The organism is Aquiflexum sp., from assembly GCF_041751335.1.
Lineage (GTDB): Bacteria > Bacteroidota > Bacteroidia > Cytophagales > Cyclobacteriaceae > Aquiflexum.
Window position 1 is genome coordinate 26,782 of the sequence record NZ_JBGSXS010000076.1, and the last position, 18,645, is coordinate 45,426.

Consider the following 18,645-nt stretch of genomic DNA (forward strand, 5'->3'; position numbering starts at 1 on the left):
TATATAACAATAAGAAAAGCAATATGACTATTTTTTTTATTTTACCATTGGCTTTTTTAAAATTAGGGATTATTGAAGCCTTTGTCTATTGCGTTTAGTAGTGTTCTCTCATCCGAATCCTCATTATACTCCCAAAACATGGCTCCTCCCATATTGTGCTTTTTGATAAACTGAATTTTATTGAAAATCGACTCAGGGTCTTCGTAGGTTACAAATATTTTTTCTGAAGCATTCCACAAATAAGGTGCTTTGGAAGCATCATCCCAATATCGTACATAGTCACCACTGGCAATCAAACCCTCAATCGCACTAAATGGGAATCCTTTCCCTGCCTTTCCCATTTGATACAATCCATTGTTTTCAGGATTGACTTCCACCCAACTTCTTCCATAAAAAGCCATTCCCATTACCAACTTTCCAATTGGGATGCCAGCATCAACATGATCTAAAACTGCATTTTCTGCGGATCTCGCCTCCCTACCCTCTGCATACAGATTTGTGTGGTGACCAGTTGGCTTATTACCCTGAACAATAAAATCATAAGTCATGATATTGATGAAATCTAGATATTTTTGGGCCTCAGCCATGTCATTGACATCAAGGTACTCATTGAATCCGGCAGAGGCAATAGTACTCAGGTAATGGGTATTGTTCAACGTGCCAAGACTGTCCAAGGCTTCTCTCACTGATTTAAGCATAAACACAAAATTCTCTTTGTCTTCACTTCTGAAAATATTGTCATCACCTGGTAATCCAGGATATTCCCAATCAAAATCCAATCCATCCAAGTCATGCCTAATTAGGTAATCAATGGCTGAATCTGTAAATCTTTTACGTGATTCATCTGTCAATACAGCATCAGAAAATCCCCCTGACCAAGTCCATCCTCCAATGGAAATAAGGATTTTCAAATCAGGATTGATTGATTTTAAAGATCTCAGCTTTGACAAATTTTCTTTATCCTGTTCTGCCCTTCCTTCACCTTCTATAACCACACCATCAACCACATTGGCAAATGCATAGTTAATGTGCGTCAGCTTATCGGCATGGATTTTTTCCAGGTCAACTCCTTTCCAACCTGCTATGTAGCCGATTACTTTATAAGAAGCTGATTCGCTTGATTCCAGTGTTTGAGATTTATTTTTTGGTTGGCATGAAATGCCTATCCAAACTAAACCTATCAATGCAGTAAATAGTGTCTTGTTCATATGTTTGAATATAATAAAAAAGGTGCCCGTGGGCACCTTTTTTATATAAGTGGATATTATGAAAGATCAATTTCCTCCATCCCACCAAACTTTGGTCATAAGGTCGTCTCCACCGATTCTGGCGCGGGCTGTTTCATAATTTTCAGGGTTTGCTCCAATCTCAGCTTCCCAGTATCGCAACCTTCTTGGAATTTCATTTGCCTCAAACCTGTTCGGATCCTGAGTTGGCACAAGAGTAGGGTATCCGGTCCTTCTCCAGTTTGACCAAGACTCGATATCATTCAACCAAGTCGCTGCCCAATATTCTTCACCGATCAATCTCAATTTGTTTTCAGTAGAAGCGGCCTGAAATCCTCTTCCCTGAATATACGCGTTGATTTCAGCAGTTGTTCTGGCAAAAGATGCATCGAAATCAACCCATGAGTTGATAGCTGCTGCTACGCCATTTGAAAAATGGGTATTCGCATCAGTTCCTATCCAGCCTCTGACAGAAGCTTCAGCCTTCATCAACTCCACCTCAGAATAGGTGATCAATTTATAAGGGTCAGACCAATCCAGATATTTCAAATTGAGCATGGAGTACATTCTGTTACCCACTCCAGGAGTCGTGAATAATTGCTGTTCTTCAGCAGAAAGGATGTTTTGAAGTGTCGCAGAATTATATCCATTGGGCATTCCTCTTTGAGCCGCAGGATCAGTATTCCAAGTAGCAGGATCCAAAGTCGGATCACCGATACCACCAGATATGATCATCAACCTCGGGTCATTATTGGCTTGCATCCAATCGATGAAAGTCTTACTGATCTTACAATCCCTTGAATACTTATAGGTATTCCAGTATCCGTCATTCAATCCGTTCCTGTTGACACCAATAGGGCCTTCATCATAATGAATATAGGCATTATCTGCTATGGATAAAAATGCACCTGAATTGTTGGCTTCTATAAAGACCTCTCTGGCCTTAGCTTCATCGACTTTGCTCATTCTCATCGCAATTCTCATCAATAACGCATTGGTGAATTTTCTCCATTTATCAAGATCTCCTCTGAATAAATGGTCTTGGGCACCAAGGCCTCTTGCCGATGGGGAAAACTTAGCTCTTGCGATCTTAAGCTGCTCAATCATATCATTGTAGATATCACTTTGACGATCATAAGAAGGAAACCAGTTTTCTTCACCCTCCAGCCCTCGTCCAGCTTGAAAGTAGGGAATATCTCCATGCAAATCTGTCATTCTGTGCAGATCAAAAACCCTCAGCACCGTTGCTGCTGCATTGACATTTGCCTCATTGGGATCATCGGCAGTATTGAGGATTACATGGGAAAATAATCTGATAACAGCAGTATAATGTCTTTCCATATATGCACCTGAATATTGGGCATTGTAGAAATACTTGTCCCCACTGAAATATCCCGCCAAGGAGGCAGTATGTTGTATCATCGTGGCAGAATATAACATATTTACACGGGTATTTTCATATTCCCCGCCTATGCCTAGCGTCCCCAAGGAGAACAGAAACTGCATATCCATTTCATTGACCGCATTGGGATCAATATTCAGATCCAATAAATCCTGCTCGTCACATGAACTGAAAGTGAATACCGAGGCAAGGATAAGAACTATTATTTTATTTATTTTTTTCATCATTTCTGTTTTTTAGTTTTCAAACTTATCCTTTAAAAATTAAGATTTAGGTTGAAACCAAAACTCCTAGTCGTAGGCATCGCGAAGAATTCCAATCCTTGGGAATTACCGGATACCGTGTAGGCAGATTCAGGATCAATATTTGGTACACTGGACCAAATCAGGAATAAGTTCCTTCCCACCAATGAAATGGAAGCTGCTTCAAATGGAGTCTTGGTCAACAAACTTCTGGGAATCGTATATCCAAAAGAGAATTCTCTCATTTTGATAAAAGAAGCATCATATACAATATTCTCCGTTACCATGGCATATCTTGAATAGTAGTTATCAACAAGGTATTCTGTAGGACTACCAGCAACTGCAGGAATGTTCCAGGTTCTGGACTCCCCGTTTCTATCTACCCCACTTACAGTAATGCCATTTTCTCTTCCCGCAAGGGTCTCCTTATGCAAACCATTGGTATAAGCGAAGTAATTGGTAGCAGACACCAGTGAACCACCAAATCTTCCATCAAACAACATGCTTAATCTGAAGTTTTTGTAGGCGAAAGAATTATTCAAACCAAGGGATACCGGGTGACGGCCTTCCGCTAGAGTTTCAAGTCCATTTGTAGGAACAGGGAACCCGTCATCATCATATACTTTTTGACCATTGATTTCAAGATGCTTGAATCCTGCAATCATTCCCAAAGGTTGACCCACTATGTGTCGTATTCTCTCTCTTCGTAACCTGGATTCATCTAAATTGATAAATTCAATAGGATCTCCTGCTGCATTGGTTCCTAAATTGAGTACCTCACTTTGGTTATTGGCATAATTGAATGAGATATCCCATTTGAAATCTTTTGATTCTACAGCCACTATGTTGAATAATAATTCTACACCACGGTTTCGCAGTTCACCTATATTGATGATTGTAGATCCAAAACCAGAGGTAGAGGAAATTCCAGTGGCAAGGATGTCATTGGTTGTGTTTCTGTCATAATATGCGACATCCAAACCGACTTTATTGTTAAAGAATCTGAAATCCAATCCAAATTCGTATTCAGTGGAAAGGTAAGGTTGAAGGTTGCTGTTTGGAATTGAACCATTATTTATTTGGCCCAAACTTCCTCCTAAGTGACCTGCTCCTACCAATCCATAAGTCAGATTAAGTGCATAAGGATTTGGAGCGCCTCCGCCAGTTTGTCCCCAAGATGCTCTAAACTTAGTGAATGTAATTTGACTCGGCATCTCAATGACATCACTTAAAACAAAGCTTGTCCCGATAGAGGGATAAAATAGTTTACTGTTGTCAGGTGAAAGTGTGGAAAACTGATCCTGTCTCGCTGTCAAATTCACAAAAAGAAAATTCTTATATCCGACATTCGCTGATCCAAATATAGAGTTGATCCCCCACTCAGAAAAGCCATATCCTACTTGTGGTGCAGCTACGTTTCTTATACTGTGGAAGAATGGCACAACAAGATCATTACCTCCACCGGAAAGGGATTCTACGGACCTTCTCATCCTGTTTCCTCCAACCAAGGCATCTACAGAAAAATCACCGAACTCTTTTTGGGCACCAATGAAAATGTCAAAATTATCCTCCCTGATGGTCCTTTTCACTACCCTGTAATCACCTCTTGGTTTGTAGGCAGTACCATAAGGTTCGGAAGAGTCATCAGTCCTTGCCTGGTAGTCGGTCCCAAACCGGCCCATTATATACAACCAATCTGTTATATCATATTTTAAGGAAATTTTTCCAAGAATTCTATCGGTTACATCCTGACGATAAAATTGATGTGCAGCCCAATCAGGATTGGTCTGAAACACATTTTGTTGGTATCTCAATTCTGTTCCGTCTTCCAATGCGCCTAATTTATTCGTATTTCCTCTCATGGCTTCAAAAGGAATTGTGCCAGGTTTGTTCATTACTGCAAAATTGGCATTCCCCGGTGAATCCGATAATCTTGGACGGTTCAAGGCATTTTGGTTGGAGTATTGTCCACTAAAATCAAGCGTCAGTTTTTTCAGTTTACTGTTAATGTTCAAATTTAAAACATTCCTTTTGAAACCAGCATTCGGCATTATGTCCTGATTTTCCAAATTCGAATAACCAAACCTATAAGTTCCGGTTTCATTACCACCACTCAAGGCCACCGAATTGTTCAGTGTATAGCCTGTTCTATAAAAATCATTGATCCCTTCACCTGTATGTGAATAAGGCCTAGAAACCCCGTCAAACTGGACGACCGGAGCCCCATTATATCTCCCGCCCCAATGAGAGTTGCTTATTTCAACAGCCTCATCCTGATTGCCCGGAGCGGCACCGTCTCTACCTGGACCATAAGTTCTTTGGTAGTCTGTAAAGTCCCAAGCATTGTCAAAAGTGGTGTTCGAGTTTAAGGAAACCCCTATTCCCTTTCTTGCCTTTCCTGATTTGGTTGTTATCAAAACTACACCATTGGCCGCTCTTGCACCATAAAGGGCTGCAGCCGCATTTCCTTTCAGGACTGATATGCTTTCGATATCATCAGGATTTATGGCAGCCAAACCATCTCCTCCGTCATTTCCACCCCACATACCTGCACTGCCCAAATTACCTGTTTCAATTGGCATACCATTGACAACGTAAAGTGGCTGATCATTACCTGTTAGAGAGGATCCTCCTCTGATTACCACTCTGGTGGAACCCGCTGCACCGGAAGCTGGTGGAGATACATTCACTCCTGCAATTTTTCCTGACAGGGCATTACCTAAATTGACTGCTCTGGATTCTGTAAACCTATCTCCATCAATCTGTGTAACAGAATACCCAAGTGCTTTTTTGTCCTTCTCCATCCCAAATGATGTCACAACTACCTCAGCCAAATCTGAAAGATCTTCCGCCAAAGTAACATCCAAGATACTTCTGTTGCCCACCACAAATTCCTGTGGGGAAAAACCAATAAAGGAAAATACCAACACTGAAGTATTGGTAACAGTAATCGAATACTTACCGTCTAAATCGGATGTAGTACCCGTATTCGCTTGTTTGTCCAGGACGTTAACGCCTGGAATCGGTTCTCCACTAGCATCTAAAACTGTGCCTGTAAGAACCCGCGTCTGACCGTATGCCTCTACACCAGAGGCAAACATCACGGCCATCGCTAACATAAATAGTACAACTTTGTTCATAGAATTTAATTTAAGGTTACTTCATTTAATCATTGGTTGTTTTTAGTAAATAGTTCAGTTTAATTTCATTTCTAAGCATTTTATCTATGATTTAAGAATGTTTGTTTACAATAAACATGTTATGAAGAATTTTATATCGTAAGATCTATCATAAAAAGAATTAAGGGATGTGTAAAAATATTAAAAAAATATTATTGTTAAAATTATTTAATCTTTTTTTTTAAAAAAGTTATCTAACTTTCGTTATTTATTATATTTAATAAATCGGTTTAGCTAATAAATTTAATTATGATACTGAAATAGGATGGTCTTTTTAATATTTTAGATGAAGTTATTTGTATATAAGTCATTTAATTAAAAAATATGTGAACCAGTAGTCTTAATTCTTCTATTTATTAGACTTCTTTTTATTTAAAAAATTCAAAATATCAATTAAGCATCCGGTACTTTTAGAAAATTAAAAAAACCTGCACGCAAAACTTTACGGGCAGGTCAAAAAAAAACCGCCGAGGCGGTTCTTAATTTTTATTTGATAAACAACATTTCCCGATACTTCACCAATGGCCAAAATTCATCATCGACCACCAACTCCAGTTTATCTACCGCATATCTGATTTTTTCAAAATATGCTTCCTTGACATCAACGCCATAGCCTTTTGCTCTTTTCACTAAGTCTTCCTCTTTATTGAGTTTCTTTCTAGCATCAGTCATATCATAAACCCCTTGTTTGAGAGATTCAAGATGTTTGCTGATTTCTTTAACGGTTTCAATTGCTGCCGTATTATCAAGTCCAAGGCCTTTCAATCCATTTGCATTCTCAATCAGTTTATTCTGATACAAAATTGCAGTAGGAATTACATGGTTCAAAGCAAGATCTCCCATTACTCTAGATTCGATCTGAACTTTCTTAATGTAACTCTCCAACATGATCTCATGTCTTGCATGCACTTCAATGGCATTCAATACACCATGTCTGTTGAAAAGGTCAATAGTCTTTTTGTCATGGTAAACATCCAAAGCAAATGGAGTGCTCTTTAAATTGGACAACCCACGTTTCTCCGCTTCCGTTGCCCATTCGTCAGAATAACCATCTCCTTCAAACCTTACTTTTTTACTGTCTTTGATGTATTTTCTAAGAACATTGACTATAGCAATCTTTTTCTCTTTGCCTGAACTGATTTCTTTTTCAATATCCTTGATAAGTGACTTCAACACCTCTGCAACTATCACATTCAAGACTGTCATTGGACCTGCCGAATTGGCACTCGAACCCACAGCTCTGAATTCAAATTTGTTACCAGTAAAAGCAAAAGGAGAAGTTCTGTTTCTATCAGTGTTATCCAAAATGATTTCAGGTATTTTTGAAATACCCAATTTCATATACATATTATCACCTTTTTCGATTTTCACATTTCCGTTCTTTTCCAACTCATCCAATACAGAGGTCAATGTTGAGCCTAAGAATACAGACATGATAGCCGGAGGAGCCTCATTTGCTCCCAGTCTAAAATCATTACTTGCTGAGGCAATACTTGCCCGCAATAAATCAGCATGATCATATACAGCCTTTACAGTCGCTATCACAAAAGTGAGGAACTGTAGATTTTCCCTTGCAGAGTTGCTTGGCTGGAAAAGATTCACTCCTGTATCTGTAATCAGGGACCAGTTGTTATGCTTTCCACTTCCGTTTACACCTGCAAATGGCTTTTCGTGAAATAATACTTTTAGGTCATGCTTTTCGGCAATTTTGTCCATCAGGTCCATCAACAATTGGTTATGGTCAACAGCCTTGTTGATTTCTTCGAATAAAGGTGCAACCTCAAATTGTCCAGGGGCAACTTCATTGTGACGGGTTGAAACAGGAATTCCAAGTTTGAGGGCTTCAATTTCGAAATCCACCATGAAGTCTTTTACCCTAGTTGGAATAGATCCGAAATAATGATCTTCAAGCTGCTGACCTCGTGCCGGATTATGGCCAAAAACAGTTCTTCCAGCCATGACAAGATCCGGCCTTGTTGCAAAAAGTGCTTTGTCAATCACAAAATATTCCTGCTCTACACCCAAAGATGGTGTTACTTTTTTAACATTTCGGTCAAATAATTGACACACCTCAACCGCTGCTGCATTGATCGCCTCCATAGACTTCAGCAAAGGAGTCTTATAATCAAGTGCTTCGCCAGTATAGGAAACAAATATGGTAGGAATGCAGAGTGTTTTGTCAAATATGAAAATCGGAGATGAAGGATCCCAAGCTGTATATCCTCTCGCCTCAAAGGTCGATCGAATTCCACCATGTGGAAAAGATGAAGCATCAGGTTCCTGCTGAACGAGAGCAGATCCCTTGAATTTTTCAATTCCTGCATGTGCATCAAAAAAAGCATCGTGCTTCTCAGCAGTGGAGCCGGTTAAAGGCTGAAACCAGTGTGTATAATGTGTAACTGATTTGGATAATGCCCAAACTCTGACAGCAGATGCTACTTCCTCTGCAGTGGCCGGGTCAATTTTGCTACCTTTATCTATGGCTTCCATTACTTTTTTAAATACAGAAGGAGCCAATGATTCTTTCATCTGCTTAATTCCAAATACATGGCTTCCAAAGAAGTCAGAAATTTTTGGAGAGGGGGGATTGACAAATGTTCTTTGTCTTCCTTGCGCTATTAGAAGCGCACTTTGTCTTAAAGTTGCCATTTTCTACAATCAGTGGTTTGATTTTATACCCACAAAAATAGGAAATAATATGAATTTCAAAGACAACAACCCATTTTTGAAGCCATTCTTTTTAATTTTTATATTATTTTTAAAAAATAAGGGTCAATTTTAATTAGAAGACTTAAAAAAAACATGATTTTGCCCTAAAAAATAGAAAATTGAAAACTTCAGGATAATATTTAACTTTGGCGCGAGTTAAAGTTTGGAGACAAGTGAAAAAAGTTGCGTTTTATACATTAGGCTGTAAATTGAATTATTCGGAGACATCTACGATTAGTAGAATGTTCGAGGCGAAGGGTTATGAAAAAGTAGATTTTCAAGAGAATCCAGATATTTTCATCATCAACACCTGTTCGGTAACTGAGAATGCTGACAAAAAGTGTAAAAAGATAGTTAAGGAAGCCAAAAAAATATCACCAAATTCCTATGTCACCATCATAGGATGCTATGCACAGCTCAAACCAAAGGAAATTTCAGAGATTGAAGGTGTGGACGCTGTACTTGGGGCAGCTGAGAAATTCAGACTGATAGAGTTGCTTGATGGGTTTGCCAAAGCACAGGAAACCAAAGTACTTGCATCAGAAATCCAGGAAGCAACTATTTTCAATAATGCCTATTCTATTCATGACAGAACAAGGACCTTCTTGAAAGTTCAGGATGGATGTAATTATGGTTGCGCTTTTTGCACCATCCCACTTGCTCGAGGTAAAAGCAGAAGTGACAGTATAGAGAATATTCTTGCCGCCGCAGAAAAAATTGCATGCACAGGTGTCAAAGAAGTTGTATTGACGGGAGTCAACATTGGAGATTTTGGAATTCAGGAGGGAAAAAGACAAGAACGCTTTGCTGATTTGGTGATGGCTCTTGATGCTATGCTAGGAATTGAAAGGTTCAGGATATCTTCTATTGAACCTAATTTGCTGGCTAATGAAATCATTGAATTTGTCTCCAGATCCGAAAGGTTTGTCCCACATTTCCATATTCCATTGCAGTCAGGTAGTAATTCCATATTGAGAAGTATGGGCAGGAGATACTTGAGGGAATTGTATGAGGATCGGATATCAAAAATCAAAACGTTGATGCCACATTGCTGTATTGGCGTAGATGTCATAGTAGGATTTCCTGGAGAGACGGACGAACTGTTTCTGGAAACTTACAATTTCCTGAATGAATTGGATATTTCTTACCTGCATGTATTCACCTATTCAGAACGTGCCAACACCAGAGCGACAGAAATGGACGGAGTGGTCCCCATTAAAAAAAGAAACGAACGTTCCAAAATGCTAAGAATACTTTCGGAGAAAAAACGAAGGAAATTTTATGAAGAAAATCTAGGGAGAACCTATACAGTTCTTTTTGAGGAGGATATCGAAGATGGTCAGATGCATGGATTCACAGAAAACTATATTAGGGTTGCGGCAAAATATGACCCTTTACTTATCAACGAATTGAAACAGGTAACTCTAAGTGAAATTAATGATAAAGGAAATGTTGATATATTGGAACCGGAGATGATCTTGGAAAAACATTGAGTTTTAATTGATTTTTTTCAATACTACTTTAGTTTTATCAGCCTTTTCAATTTGTGAAAGAAATTCTTTATAACTATCAAATAATTCGGGAGTGTATATTCCATCTCTCATTTCAAGAGTTCTTCTATATGTCAATTCATCTCCATCTACTTCGAATTCTGTCTCATATTCACCGAATGCAGTAACATGTTTTACCCTACTCGGCAGATTTTCTATTTCAAACCCTTCCGGTAATTTAAATACCATGGTATCAAAGTCCCTATACCCTAAAGTTCTTTGAAAACTTTGGGTCCTGCTTCCATTTGCTGTTGATATAGAATTTGTGAAAACATTGATCTGATTTGGTTGTAAAAACAGTCTGTTCCCAGATTTATTGGCCAGATTCCTAACATTTAGCACAGTTTGGACATTGACTTCAGGAGTTTCGCTTTGACTGACAGTAAACTCCATATTTTGGACTTCCAATGAAGGCAAATTAAAGTACTGTTGTATCCATTTGGTTTTTTCTTCTTTGGAATTCCTTGCAACCGAAAGCATATTTCCATTCTCGATTTGAAGACCTTTGGTCTTAATTTGGATTTCCACGACTGCATTTCCGGATTCATTGATGAGAAATCTGCCTTCTTGAACCTGAATATTATCTTCAATACCGTATTTGGGTGTTTTTGCCAGTTTTCCTCCATTTTCTGTTATCAATAAAGCTTTCCTATCAGAAGTAAAGTCACCTAAATACCCAAAAGGGTTGGTTTGACTTGTACATTCCAACCAAACTGTATCCTTCTCAAAGGGAACAGCCAAAATAGCATGATTAAAATAATGACCGGGAAATTCTTCAAAAAAACGTTTCTCATCTGTGCCTCCATAGATTAAAGCATAATGGCTTTTAATATTGACCTCTTCCAATAAGGCTGACATATAATTGGACAATGCCTTACAGTCTCCATATCCATATTTATCTACTGTAGCTGCATCAAAAGGCATCAATCCACCAATTCCCAATTGAATACTTACATACCTTGTTTTGTTCTGCATGTATTCATAGAGCAATTTCACCTTATCCTTATCAGAATCCACTCCAACCAATAATTCCCTGACTTTATCTTTTGTTTGGGTAGGTAGGTTTTTTTTCCCTTTATTCAATTCCTGAAACCATCTCCCCATTGATTCCCAGGTGCTCATATCACCTTTAAAGCCATCATATTCAAACTGACTTGCTGATGCTAATAATATTTTTGTCTCCATTAAATTGATTGGCACGTATGGCTCCGGTTCATAAAGTGGCAAGTTATTGATAGTCCATATTTTCTTAATCATGCCATCAGGCATTTCAGATTCCGTATGTTTAGCATCTTCAATATTTTTGGAGAAAAATCTAAGATTGCTTTCTTTAGGGAAATAATAGCTTGTGGATGCTAATTGAACAGGGATTGTTGGATTGGATTGAGGAACCCAATCAGGCAAATAATATAAATTAGGGTATTCGACTTCATAATCAAATTCAACTGTATAGGGGTATTTAACCTGCTTTAAATTTAGCAACTTGACTCTGTTATCTTCGTAAACCGAAAAAGAACTGAAGTTGCTGAAATCTTCTATATCTGATTTTTTTGATTTGTAGATTGATTTTCCTGTAATGTCAAAAACGTTTCCGGTAATATTTTTTACTTTGATTTTTGAAGTATATCCCACATTCAGTATAGCCAGATATGAGGCTTCGCTTTTGAGAATTGTTACAATCAATTTCTTTTTCAACAAAAAACTTCCTGATTTATTTACCTGTATTTCTTGACTACTTTGATGTATTAAGGCAGGTGCCTGAAGCCACTCAGATGGCACAGTCAAAAAATTTTCTTGTGCTTGAAGGTTGATACAAACTAAAGAAAACCAAAACAAGAAAAATAACAACTTGGGTTTAGACATTACCATGAGCTATATTTTTTTTAGGACTATGTTTTCTTTTTGCTTTTGAGAGATCAAATCAAAAAATTCACGAAGATCTTTGTATTGTGAATGGTGAAACATTGTTTCATTTACCTGATAATTGATCATCACATTTACCTTTTCATTCCCTTGCGAGGCTATTCTATAAGAATAAACAAGATCTTTATCATTGAAATTATTAATCATACTTTTAGGCATTTCATCAATAACATATCCTTTCGGAATTTCAAAACTATAAACAATTTGCCTTTTTTGTGGAAAAATAAAGTCTATCGGAAAAACCCTTGAATCCAATTTAAAGGGGTTTTCAGACAAAAACATATTTTCAAATGGATTGAAATAGATAAAATCTCCTGAAAATATTATCCCTTCATTTCCTTTTATTTCAAACTTTTCAATAATCGGACTTTCCTTTGATTCCACATTTTCCAAATTCAAAGAGAGCAATTCCCAATTTTTAAGTTCAACCTGAAATTCCTGTTTGTATTTTTCCAGACCATCTGATACCACTTTACTTTTTGAAGCAGCAGACCTATAGCCCTGATTATTCCTAATGACGTTGACCAGAACCCCTTCTTCCAAAATTTTTGATGTAATAATCGCTGTTTCCGAATTAAAGCTTGAATTGGCCATATCGACCCATTTTGAACCATTGGGTATCACCGCCCAACCTCTCAAATTAATGGTATTAATGGGTAGAAAGCCCAAAGGCAAGTCAGGAATAGAAGCATCCACTACAATTTCCTTATCATCCAACTTTACCAATGAGGTGATGCAGTTTAATTTATACATGACAGGATTACTAGGATTCAAAAAACCCAAATCCCTAGTAGAACTTACGATTGGATGCGCTTCAAGACCAGCTTCTCTTAAAAAAACAGTCAACAAAAAATTGATTTCGGCATAAGATCCCTTTCCTTCTTTATACACTTTATCAAGTGATTTAGATGGATAAATGCCCCGCTTTCCATCCCATTTGACATTGGCACTCAAGTGATTCACAATCAAAGTAGCTTTTTCTACATCGCTTTTGGCGTCTTTTACCAATCCTGCAACGATGTCTCCTGAAAATTTGCTTTTGCTCAGGTGCTTACCAAAGTCCTCATCATTTAATAATTCCTGAGATAATTTATCCCAATTTCCACTTATTGTTTGCCTTTGCTGATTTGGAAACTGAAGCGCTTCTAATTGGAATTCAACTTTTGTTACATAGCTCATTGGATTATCAATAAAAGGTTCCGGTCGCATAGCAGGCGCATCCTTAACAGCCCAATGAAAGGAGGTTCTCCCATTTCCCGTCTTTCTTTCCATTATTGAATAACTTTCAAATCCTTGGTTAGTCTGGTTGAATGAATAATAGTCTGGATAATCAAATGTAAATTCACTCCATTTTGTCGGGATGGACGACTGAAATTCCCACTCCCTTATCAAGCCAAAAAGATCAGAAGAAATTTCATAATAAATTTCGATAACTGTCCCTTCTTTCACATTGGGTGGAGATACCTTCTTCATTTTGTAGGTCTTTGTGATTGCCTCATCAAAAACATGAATTTTCTCAATTTTTTCTCTTACAATTTCTCCATTTTCATCATTGTAAACGAATCCTTTAATTGATCTAACTATATCAGTTCTTCCAGATATATTGTAATACGGTACCTGAAAATCTGAATGAGAAACTCCATCTTTAGAAATTATCTTAATCACCTTGTGGATTAGATAATTGATCTGGAACCCAACTGGGTTTTGGTATATAATTTTAGCAATCCCAACATGAGAAAGTACCACGGCATTAGCACCAAGATCTAATTCATAAACTTTATTTCTTACGAAATCATCAGGTACATTACCAAATTTTATTGCATCATTCGCAAAGGATGAGGTGTCTAAACAAATAAGTGCACCAAAAAACAAGCACATTGATAAAAAAGCTTTCATAGTCTAGGGTTAAATAAGCATACCAAAATATGAATTAAACCAAATATCAAAAAATACTTGTCAAAAATTTTTAGTAGTTAAATACAACTAATTGATAATCAATTGTAATTTTTTTTCAAACCTTCTATTTTTATCCATTCATTAATATTTACAGAAATATTTATCAGGTAAATAACGCCTCTCTTCACCCAGTTGGTACATGTGGCAAATCCACCTTGGGGTACGATATATTTGAAGATAATAAAAATGAAGGTGATACCAAGCTGAAGATCATCGTTGCATTTAAGAAGAAATATTCGTTTGAGCGTCTGACCATAGTGGTTGCGTCAGGACTGATTATCAAATATTCTGACAAAAAATTGATCTTTTCAAAAAAGAAAAGGAGCTCTTAAATTTGAGACAACAGATTGAAGCAGAGTTTCTTACCAATTAAAACTATTGTAAAAAATAAACATTTCATAATTATAACATGTTAATATTACATGAAATCAATATTTAATCCAAAAGGAAGAATTACCCGAAGAAAGTATTTGACATTATTTTTAATATTCTACTCTATCAATGTTTTAAGCTTAATGATGATTTTTCAATCTTTTCAATCCAATGAATGGATTGCATTTTGGGCTTTTAGTATTAGCCTTATCAGCTCAATCATATTATTGATGGTACAGGCAATCAGAAGATTGCATGACTTAGGCTACAATTGGATGTATTCTTTATACCTTTTGATACCACCACCTATTAATTTCGTAGGTTTTATTTGGTTGGCTTGGGCTGAAGGACAGAATGGTGAAAATATGTATGGTCCTGATCCCAGAAGAACTGATTTGATCTAAATTATATATTCCCCTTTTTCATCTCCTTTACAGCATAATCCACAGCCCTAGCAGTCAAAGCCATATATGTTATGGATGGATTTTGGCTTCCGGTAGAAGTCATACAAGCGCCATCAGTGACAAAAACATTTTTGCAATGATGCATTTGATTCCAGCCGTTCAGCAATGAGGTTTTCGGATCTCTTCCCATACGGACACCCCCCATCTCATGAATATCCAAACCTGGAGCTTGTTTGGTATCCCTAGTTCTGATGTTGAAACAGCCTGCTTTTTCCAGCATCTGAGTTCCCTGTTCAAAAAAATCATTCATGGATTTAATGTCATTTTCATCATAATCCACATCCACATGCAAAAGAGGCATTCCCCAATTATCAACTTTATCGGGACTTAGGGATACTTTGGATTGCTCTTTGGGTATGGTTTCCCCCTGCATCATCATAAATACCCCCCAAGGTCCCGGTGTGGAATTCTGATCTTTGAATTCTTCACCAAAAGGCGCATTTGGTTTACCTCCCCATCCCCCTCTCCCAGCGCTGTAAAACGTCATATACCCCCTAAGGAAATCCATCTCTTGTTTTTCAACATTCCTGAAGTTGGGCATCATTACAGCACAGGGTCTTCTACCAAAATAAAATTTATCCTCATAACCTTCAAACGAAGAGCTTATGTTTCCGCGATAATTATGGAATGCAATGTATTTACCCAATAATCCACTATCATTTCCCAGACCATTGGGAAACCTGTTTGAAGAGCTATTCAAGAGTATCAGGTTTGAATTGATTGCTGAAGCATTTAAGAAAATGACTTTAGCGTAATATTCAGTGGTTGTTTTAGTGAGGCTATCAACTACCCGCACTCCAGTCACCTTTTCTTTTGCATCATCATAAATGATGGAATGTACAACCGAATCGGGTCTAATTGTCAAATTACCTGTTGCAGCAGCGGCAGGTAATGTAGATGAATTGGAACTAAAGTATGCATTATATGGACATCCTCTTTGGCATTGATTTCTCGCCATACACTGACCTCTACCCTGCTCTAGATGATGTGGTTGAGGTTCAGTCAAATGGGCACATCTACCTATCATGACATGCCTGTCTTTGTAAGCCTCTACAATCCTGTCCCTGATCACTTTTTCTACACAATTCATTTCCCAAGGAGGAAGAAATTCTCCATCAGGCAAGGTTTCAACTCCTTCTTTACTGCCACTGATTCCAACAAACCGCTCCACATAACTATACCATGGATCAATTTCATTGTACCTGATAGGCCAGTCTACGGCGAAGCCATCCCTTCCTGGTGCTTCAAAATCGTACTTGCTCCAACGTTGGGTTTGCCTTGCCCAAAGCAAAGACTTTCCTCCAACTTGATATCCCCTCACCCAATCAAATGGCTTTTCCTGTACATAGGGATGATCTGTGTCCTTAACAAAAAAATGCGCTGTATCTTCAGCATAAGCATAACAACGATTGACAACGGGATTTTCCAATTTATCGGAAAGTGGCATCTTATTTCGATGGGGCATATCCCAAGTTGCAGCAGTCATGGTAGGGTAATCCTTCTTCTGATCCACATTTCTGCCTCTTTCCAAAACAAGAGTTTTAAGCCCTTTTTCACATAATTCTTTTGCTGCCCAGCCACCACTAATGCCTGATCCAATTACGATTGCATCAAATTCATTTTCTTTGTTCATATTTATTCGTATCTGAGTGATTCGATTGGGTCGAGTTTACTGGCTTTTCTCGCAGGAAAGTAACCTGAAGCCAAGCCGACAAATATACAAATGGCAAGTCCTACAAAAATCCAAAACCATGGGACCAAGAAACCTCCCGGACCAATAATATTTGCAACAATATTTCCAATAGCTATGCCAAAGATAACTCCTAAAATACCTCCCAAAATACAGATTACGATTGCCTCAATTAAAAATTGCTGCCTGATCCTCAATGGTGTAGCACCTAGCGCTTTGCGTATTCCAATTTCCCTTGTTCTTTCTGTTACAGATACCAACATGATATTCATAAGACCGATAGCAGCACCCAAAAGCGTTATAAAACCAATACCAAATCCACCTATCCTTAGATAGCCGGCAACTTCCTCAAGACTTTCGGCCACGGATTGGCTTTTGACGATTTCAAATGAATCTTCCTCAGTTACCCTATCCTGTCGGATTTTCCTCATGATACCTGTGGCTTGTCCCATTTCATATTCAAGTTTCAATGGATCAGAACCACTTGCCGTAAGGGAGTATCTAAAAGTACCTCTACTATCCAACCTGCTTGCATTCTCTACAGTTATAAAAATTGCCCTGTCAGCACCTGAACCACCTCCAACACTACCCTGTTTTTCCAGAATGCCTACAATAGTGTACCTTCTGCCATAGAAAGTAATGTAATCATTTATGGGATCTTCATCCTTTGCAAATAACGTCTCTACAATATCCAATCCAATAACGCAGACACTGGTACCGTAACGAACCTCTGTATTGCTAAAGTTTCTCCCCGTCTCTACTTTTAAACCTTTAATCTTGAAGTATTGATCATCGATCCCGGTAACTCGAACGTTGGGATTGGTTTTTTTTGAGCCCCTTTTCACCTCAACAGCACCTGATACGGTAGTAAATACCGTAGATGGGCCTATTGAACTGAATTCATCCTGAAAGTTGATCACCTCTTTATACCTTACAATAGGATAGGTTTTTTCCGCAACTCCTTGCTGGACACCCCTTCCTCCAGAAAATCCTTTTGATCTGATGTCAAAATTATTGGCTCCCAAACCAGAAAAACTGTCTGCTATCTGCGCCTTGATTCCATCAATGGCGGTCAGCATTCCAACAAGGGACATAATCCCTATAGCTATAATAGTTCCGGTCAGTATAGTCCTCAGCAGATTAACTTTAACCGACTTCAGTGCTTCTTTTATATTTTCGATCAAATTCATATTCTGTACAAAATGGGACACAAATAACTTTATGCTTCCCGTTGCAATTTTAATATTAAGTATATTCCAGAAAAAAATCTTCCCATTGATAAAAAAAAATAATTTCACTTAACTATAACTACAAAAGGTCAATGCATTCTATCATCCCTTATTTCAAGATTCCGAATTACTTCAGCTTCATAGGCTAACCATTCTTTCCATCTTGTATTGACTTTTTCCTCGTTTTTGTATTTCCGTGCCAATTCAATAAAGTTCACGTAATGGCCCGCTTCGGATACCATTAATTCATAGTAGAATTTTTTAAGCTCTTCTGCAAGGATATTTTTGGAAAGAAGCTTAAACCGCTCACAACTCCTTGCCTCAATCAAAGCATTCATCAATAAATGCTCTACCAATTGGTCTTCCCTGCTCCCTCCTTTTTTGACAAATTCTGATAACTTGATCACATATTCGTCTTTTCTTGGCTTGCCTAATTTGTACCCCCTTTTTTTGATCTGATCCAACACCCTTTCAAAATGACTCCATTCTTCCGCTACCACCGTAGTCAAAATTTCCACCAATTCATCGAATTCATGAAAATTCACAATTAAGGAAATACAGGAAGAAGCCGCCTTTTGTTCACAATAAGCATGGTCCACCAAAATCTCCTCAAGGTTCATCTCTGCAATATTTACCCAACGCGGATCGGTTGGTAATTGCAGGTGCAACATTTTATTTTTAGTGCTTTCTTCCCAATGCATCA

The 18,645-nt window shown here is 37.9% G+C and carries 11 protein-coding genes; 2 read left to right on the forward strand and 9 right to left on the reverse strand.

From position 1 onward, the window contains the following. Window positions 1–62: 62 nt before the first annotated feature. From ACEW8U_RS04860 to ACEW8U_RS04875, 4 genes are all read right to left on the reverse strand, one after another. Entirely contained in the window at window positions 63–1,208 is a 1,146-nt protein-coding gene (locus tag ACEW8U_RS04860; protein ID WP_373520911.1) for a glycoside hydrolase family 18 protein, read from the reverse strand. Window positions 1,209–1,274: 66 nt separating this feature from the next. Continuing rightward, window positions 1,275–2,855 carry a SusD/RagB family nutrient-binding outer membrane lipoprotein gene (locus ACEW8U_RS04865; protein ID WP_373520912.1) on the reverse strand — a complete coding sequence of 527 codons (1,581 nt, stop codon included), beginning with the start codon at window positions 2,853–2,855 and terminating at the stop codon, window positions 1,275–1,277. A gap of 29 nt (window positions 2,856–2,884) precedes the next feature. Further along, on the reverse strand, window positions 2,885–6,010 hold the full coding sequence (locus ACEW8U_RS04870) for a SusC/RagA family TonB-linked outer membrane protein (protein ID WP_373520913.1): 3,126 nt from the start codon (window positions 6,008–6,010) through the stop codon (window positions 2,885–2,887). 525 nt (window positions 6,011–6,535) lie between these two features. Beyond that, entirely contained in the window at window positions 6,536–8,698 is a 2,163-nt protein-coding gene (locus tag ACEW8U_RS04875; RefSeq protein ID WP_373520914.1) for a glutamine synthetase III, read from the reverse strand. A gap of 233 nt (window positions 8,699–8,931) precedes the next feature. Between ACEW8U_RS04875 and mtaB the strand changes: the two genes are divergently transcribed. Next, window positions 8,932–10,251 carry a tRNA (N(6)-L-threonylcarbamoyladenosine(37)-C(2))-methylthiotransferase MtaB gene (gene mtaB, locus ACEW8U_RS04880; protein WP_373520915.1) on the forward strand — a complete coding sequence of 440 codons (1,320 nt, stop codon included), beginning with the start codon at window positions 8,932–8,934 and terminating at the stop codon, window positions 10,249–10,251. 3 nt (window positions 10,252–10,254) lie between these two features. Here the strand turns inward: mtaB and ACEW8U_RS04885 are convergent, their stop codons facing one another. Both ACEW8U_RS04885 and ACEW8U_RS04890 read right to left on the reverse strand, forming a co-directional pair. Beyond that, window positions 10,255–12,177, reverse strand: coding sequence for a DUF3857 domain-containing protein (locus ACEW8U_RS04885; RefSeq protein ID WP_373520916.1), 1,923 nt, complete (start codon window positions 12,175–12,177; stop codon window positions 10,255–10,257). 3 nt (window positions 12,178–12,180) lie between these two features. After that, window positions 12,181–14,127 (reverse strand): transglutaminase domain-containing protein, encoded by a 1,947-nt coding sequence (locus ACEW8U_RS04890; RefSeq protein ID WP_373520917.1) that lies wholly within the window; start codon window positions 14,125–14,127, stop codon window positions 12,181–12,183. 482 nt (window positions 14,128–14,609) lie between these two features. On the opposite strand from ACEW8U_RS04890, the gene ACEW8U_RS04895 reads away from it, so the two are divergent. Further along, window positions 14,610–14,963 carry a DUF805 domain-containing protein gene (locus ACEW8U_RS04895; RefSeq protein WP_373520918.1) on the forward strand — a complete coding sequence of 118 codons (354 nt, stop codon included), beginning with the start codon at window positions 14,610–14,612 and terminating at the stop codon, window positions 14,961–14,963. 1 nt (window position 14,964) lies between these two features. Here ACEW8U_RS04895 and ACEW8U_RS04900 read toward each other — a convergent pair whose 3' ends face one another. The 3 genes from ACEW8U_RS04900 to ACEW8U_RS04910 form a co-directional block, all read right to left on the reverse strand. Further along, a complete protein-coding gene (locus ACEW8U_RS04900; RefSeq protein ID WP_373520919.1) occupies window positions 14,965–16,656 on the reverse strand; it encodes a GMC oxidoreductase in 1,692 nt (563 codons plus the stop codon). A gap of 2 nt (window positions 16,657–16,658) precedes the next feature. After that, complete coding sequence (locus tag ACEW8U_RS04905; protein WP_373520920.1) at window positions 16,659–17,903, reverse strand: ABC transporter permease; 1,245 nt, start codon at window positions 17,901–17,903, stop codon at window positions 16,659–16,661. Window positions 17,904–18,031: 128 nt separating this feature from the next. Next, window positions 18,032–18,643, reverse strand: coding sequence for a tRNA-(ms[2]io[6]A)-hydroxylase (locus ACEW8U_RS04910; protein WP_373520930.1), 612 nt, complete (start codon window positions 18,641–18,643; stop codon window positions 18,032–18,034). Window positions 18,644–18,645 lie beyond the last annotated feature (2 nt).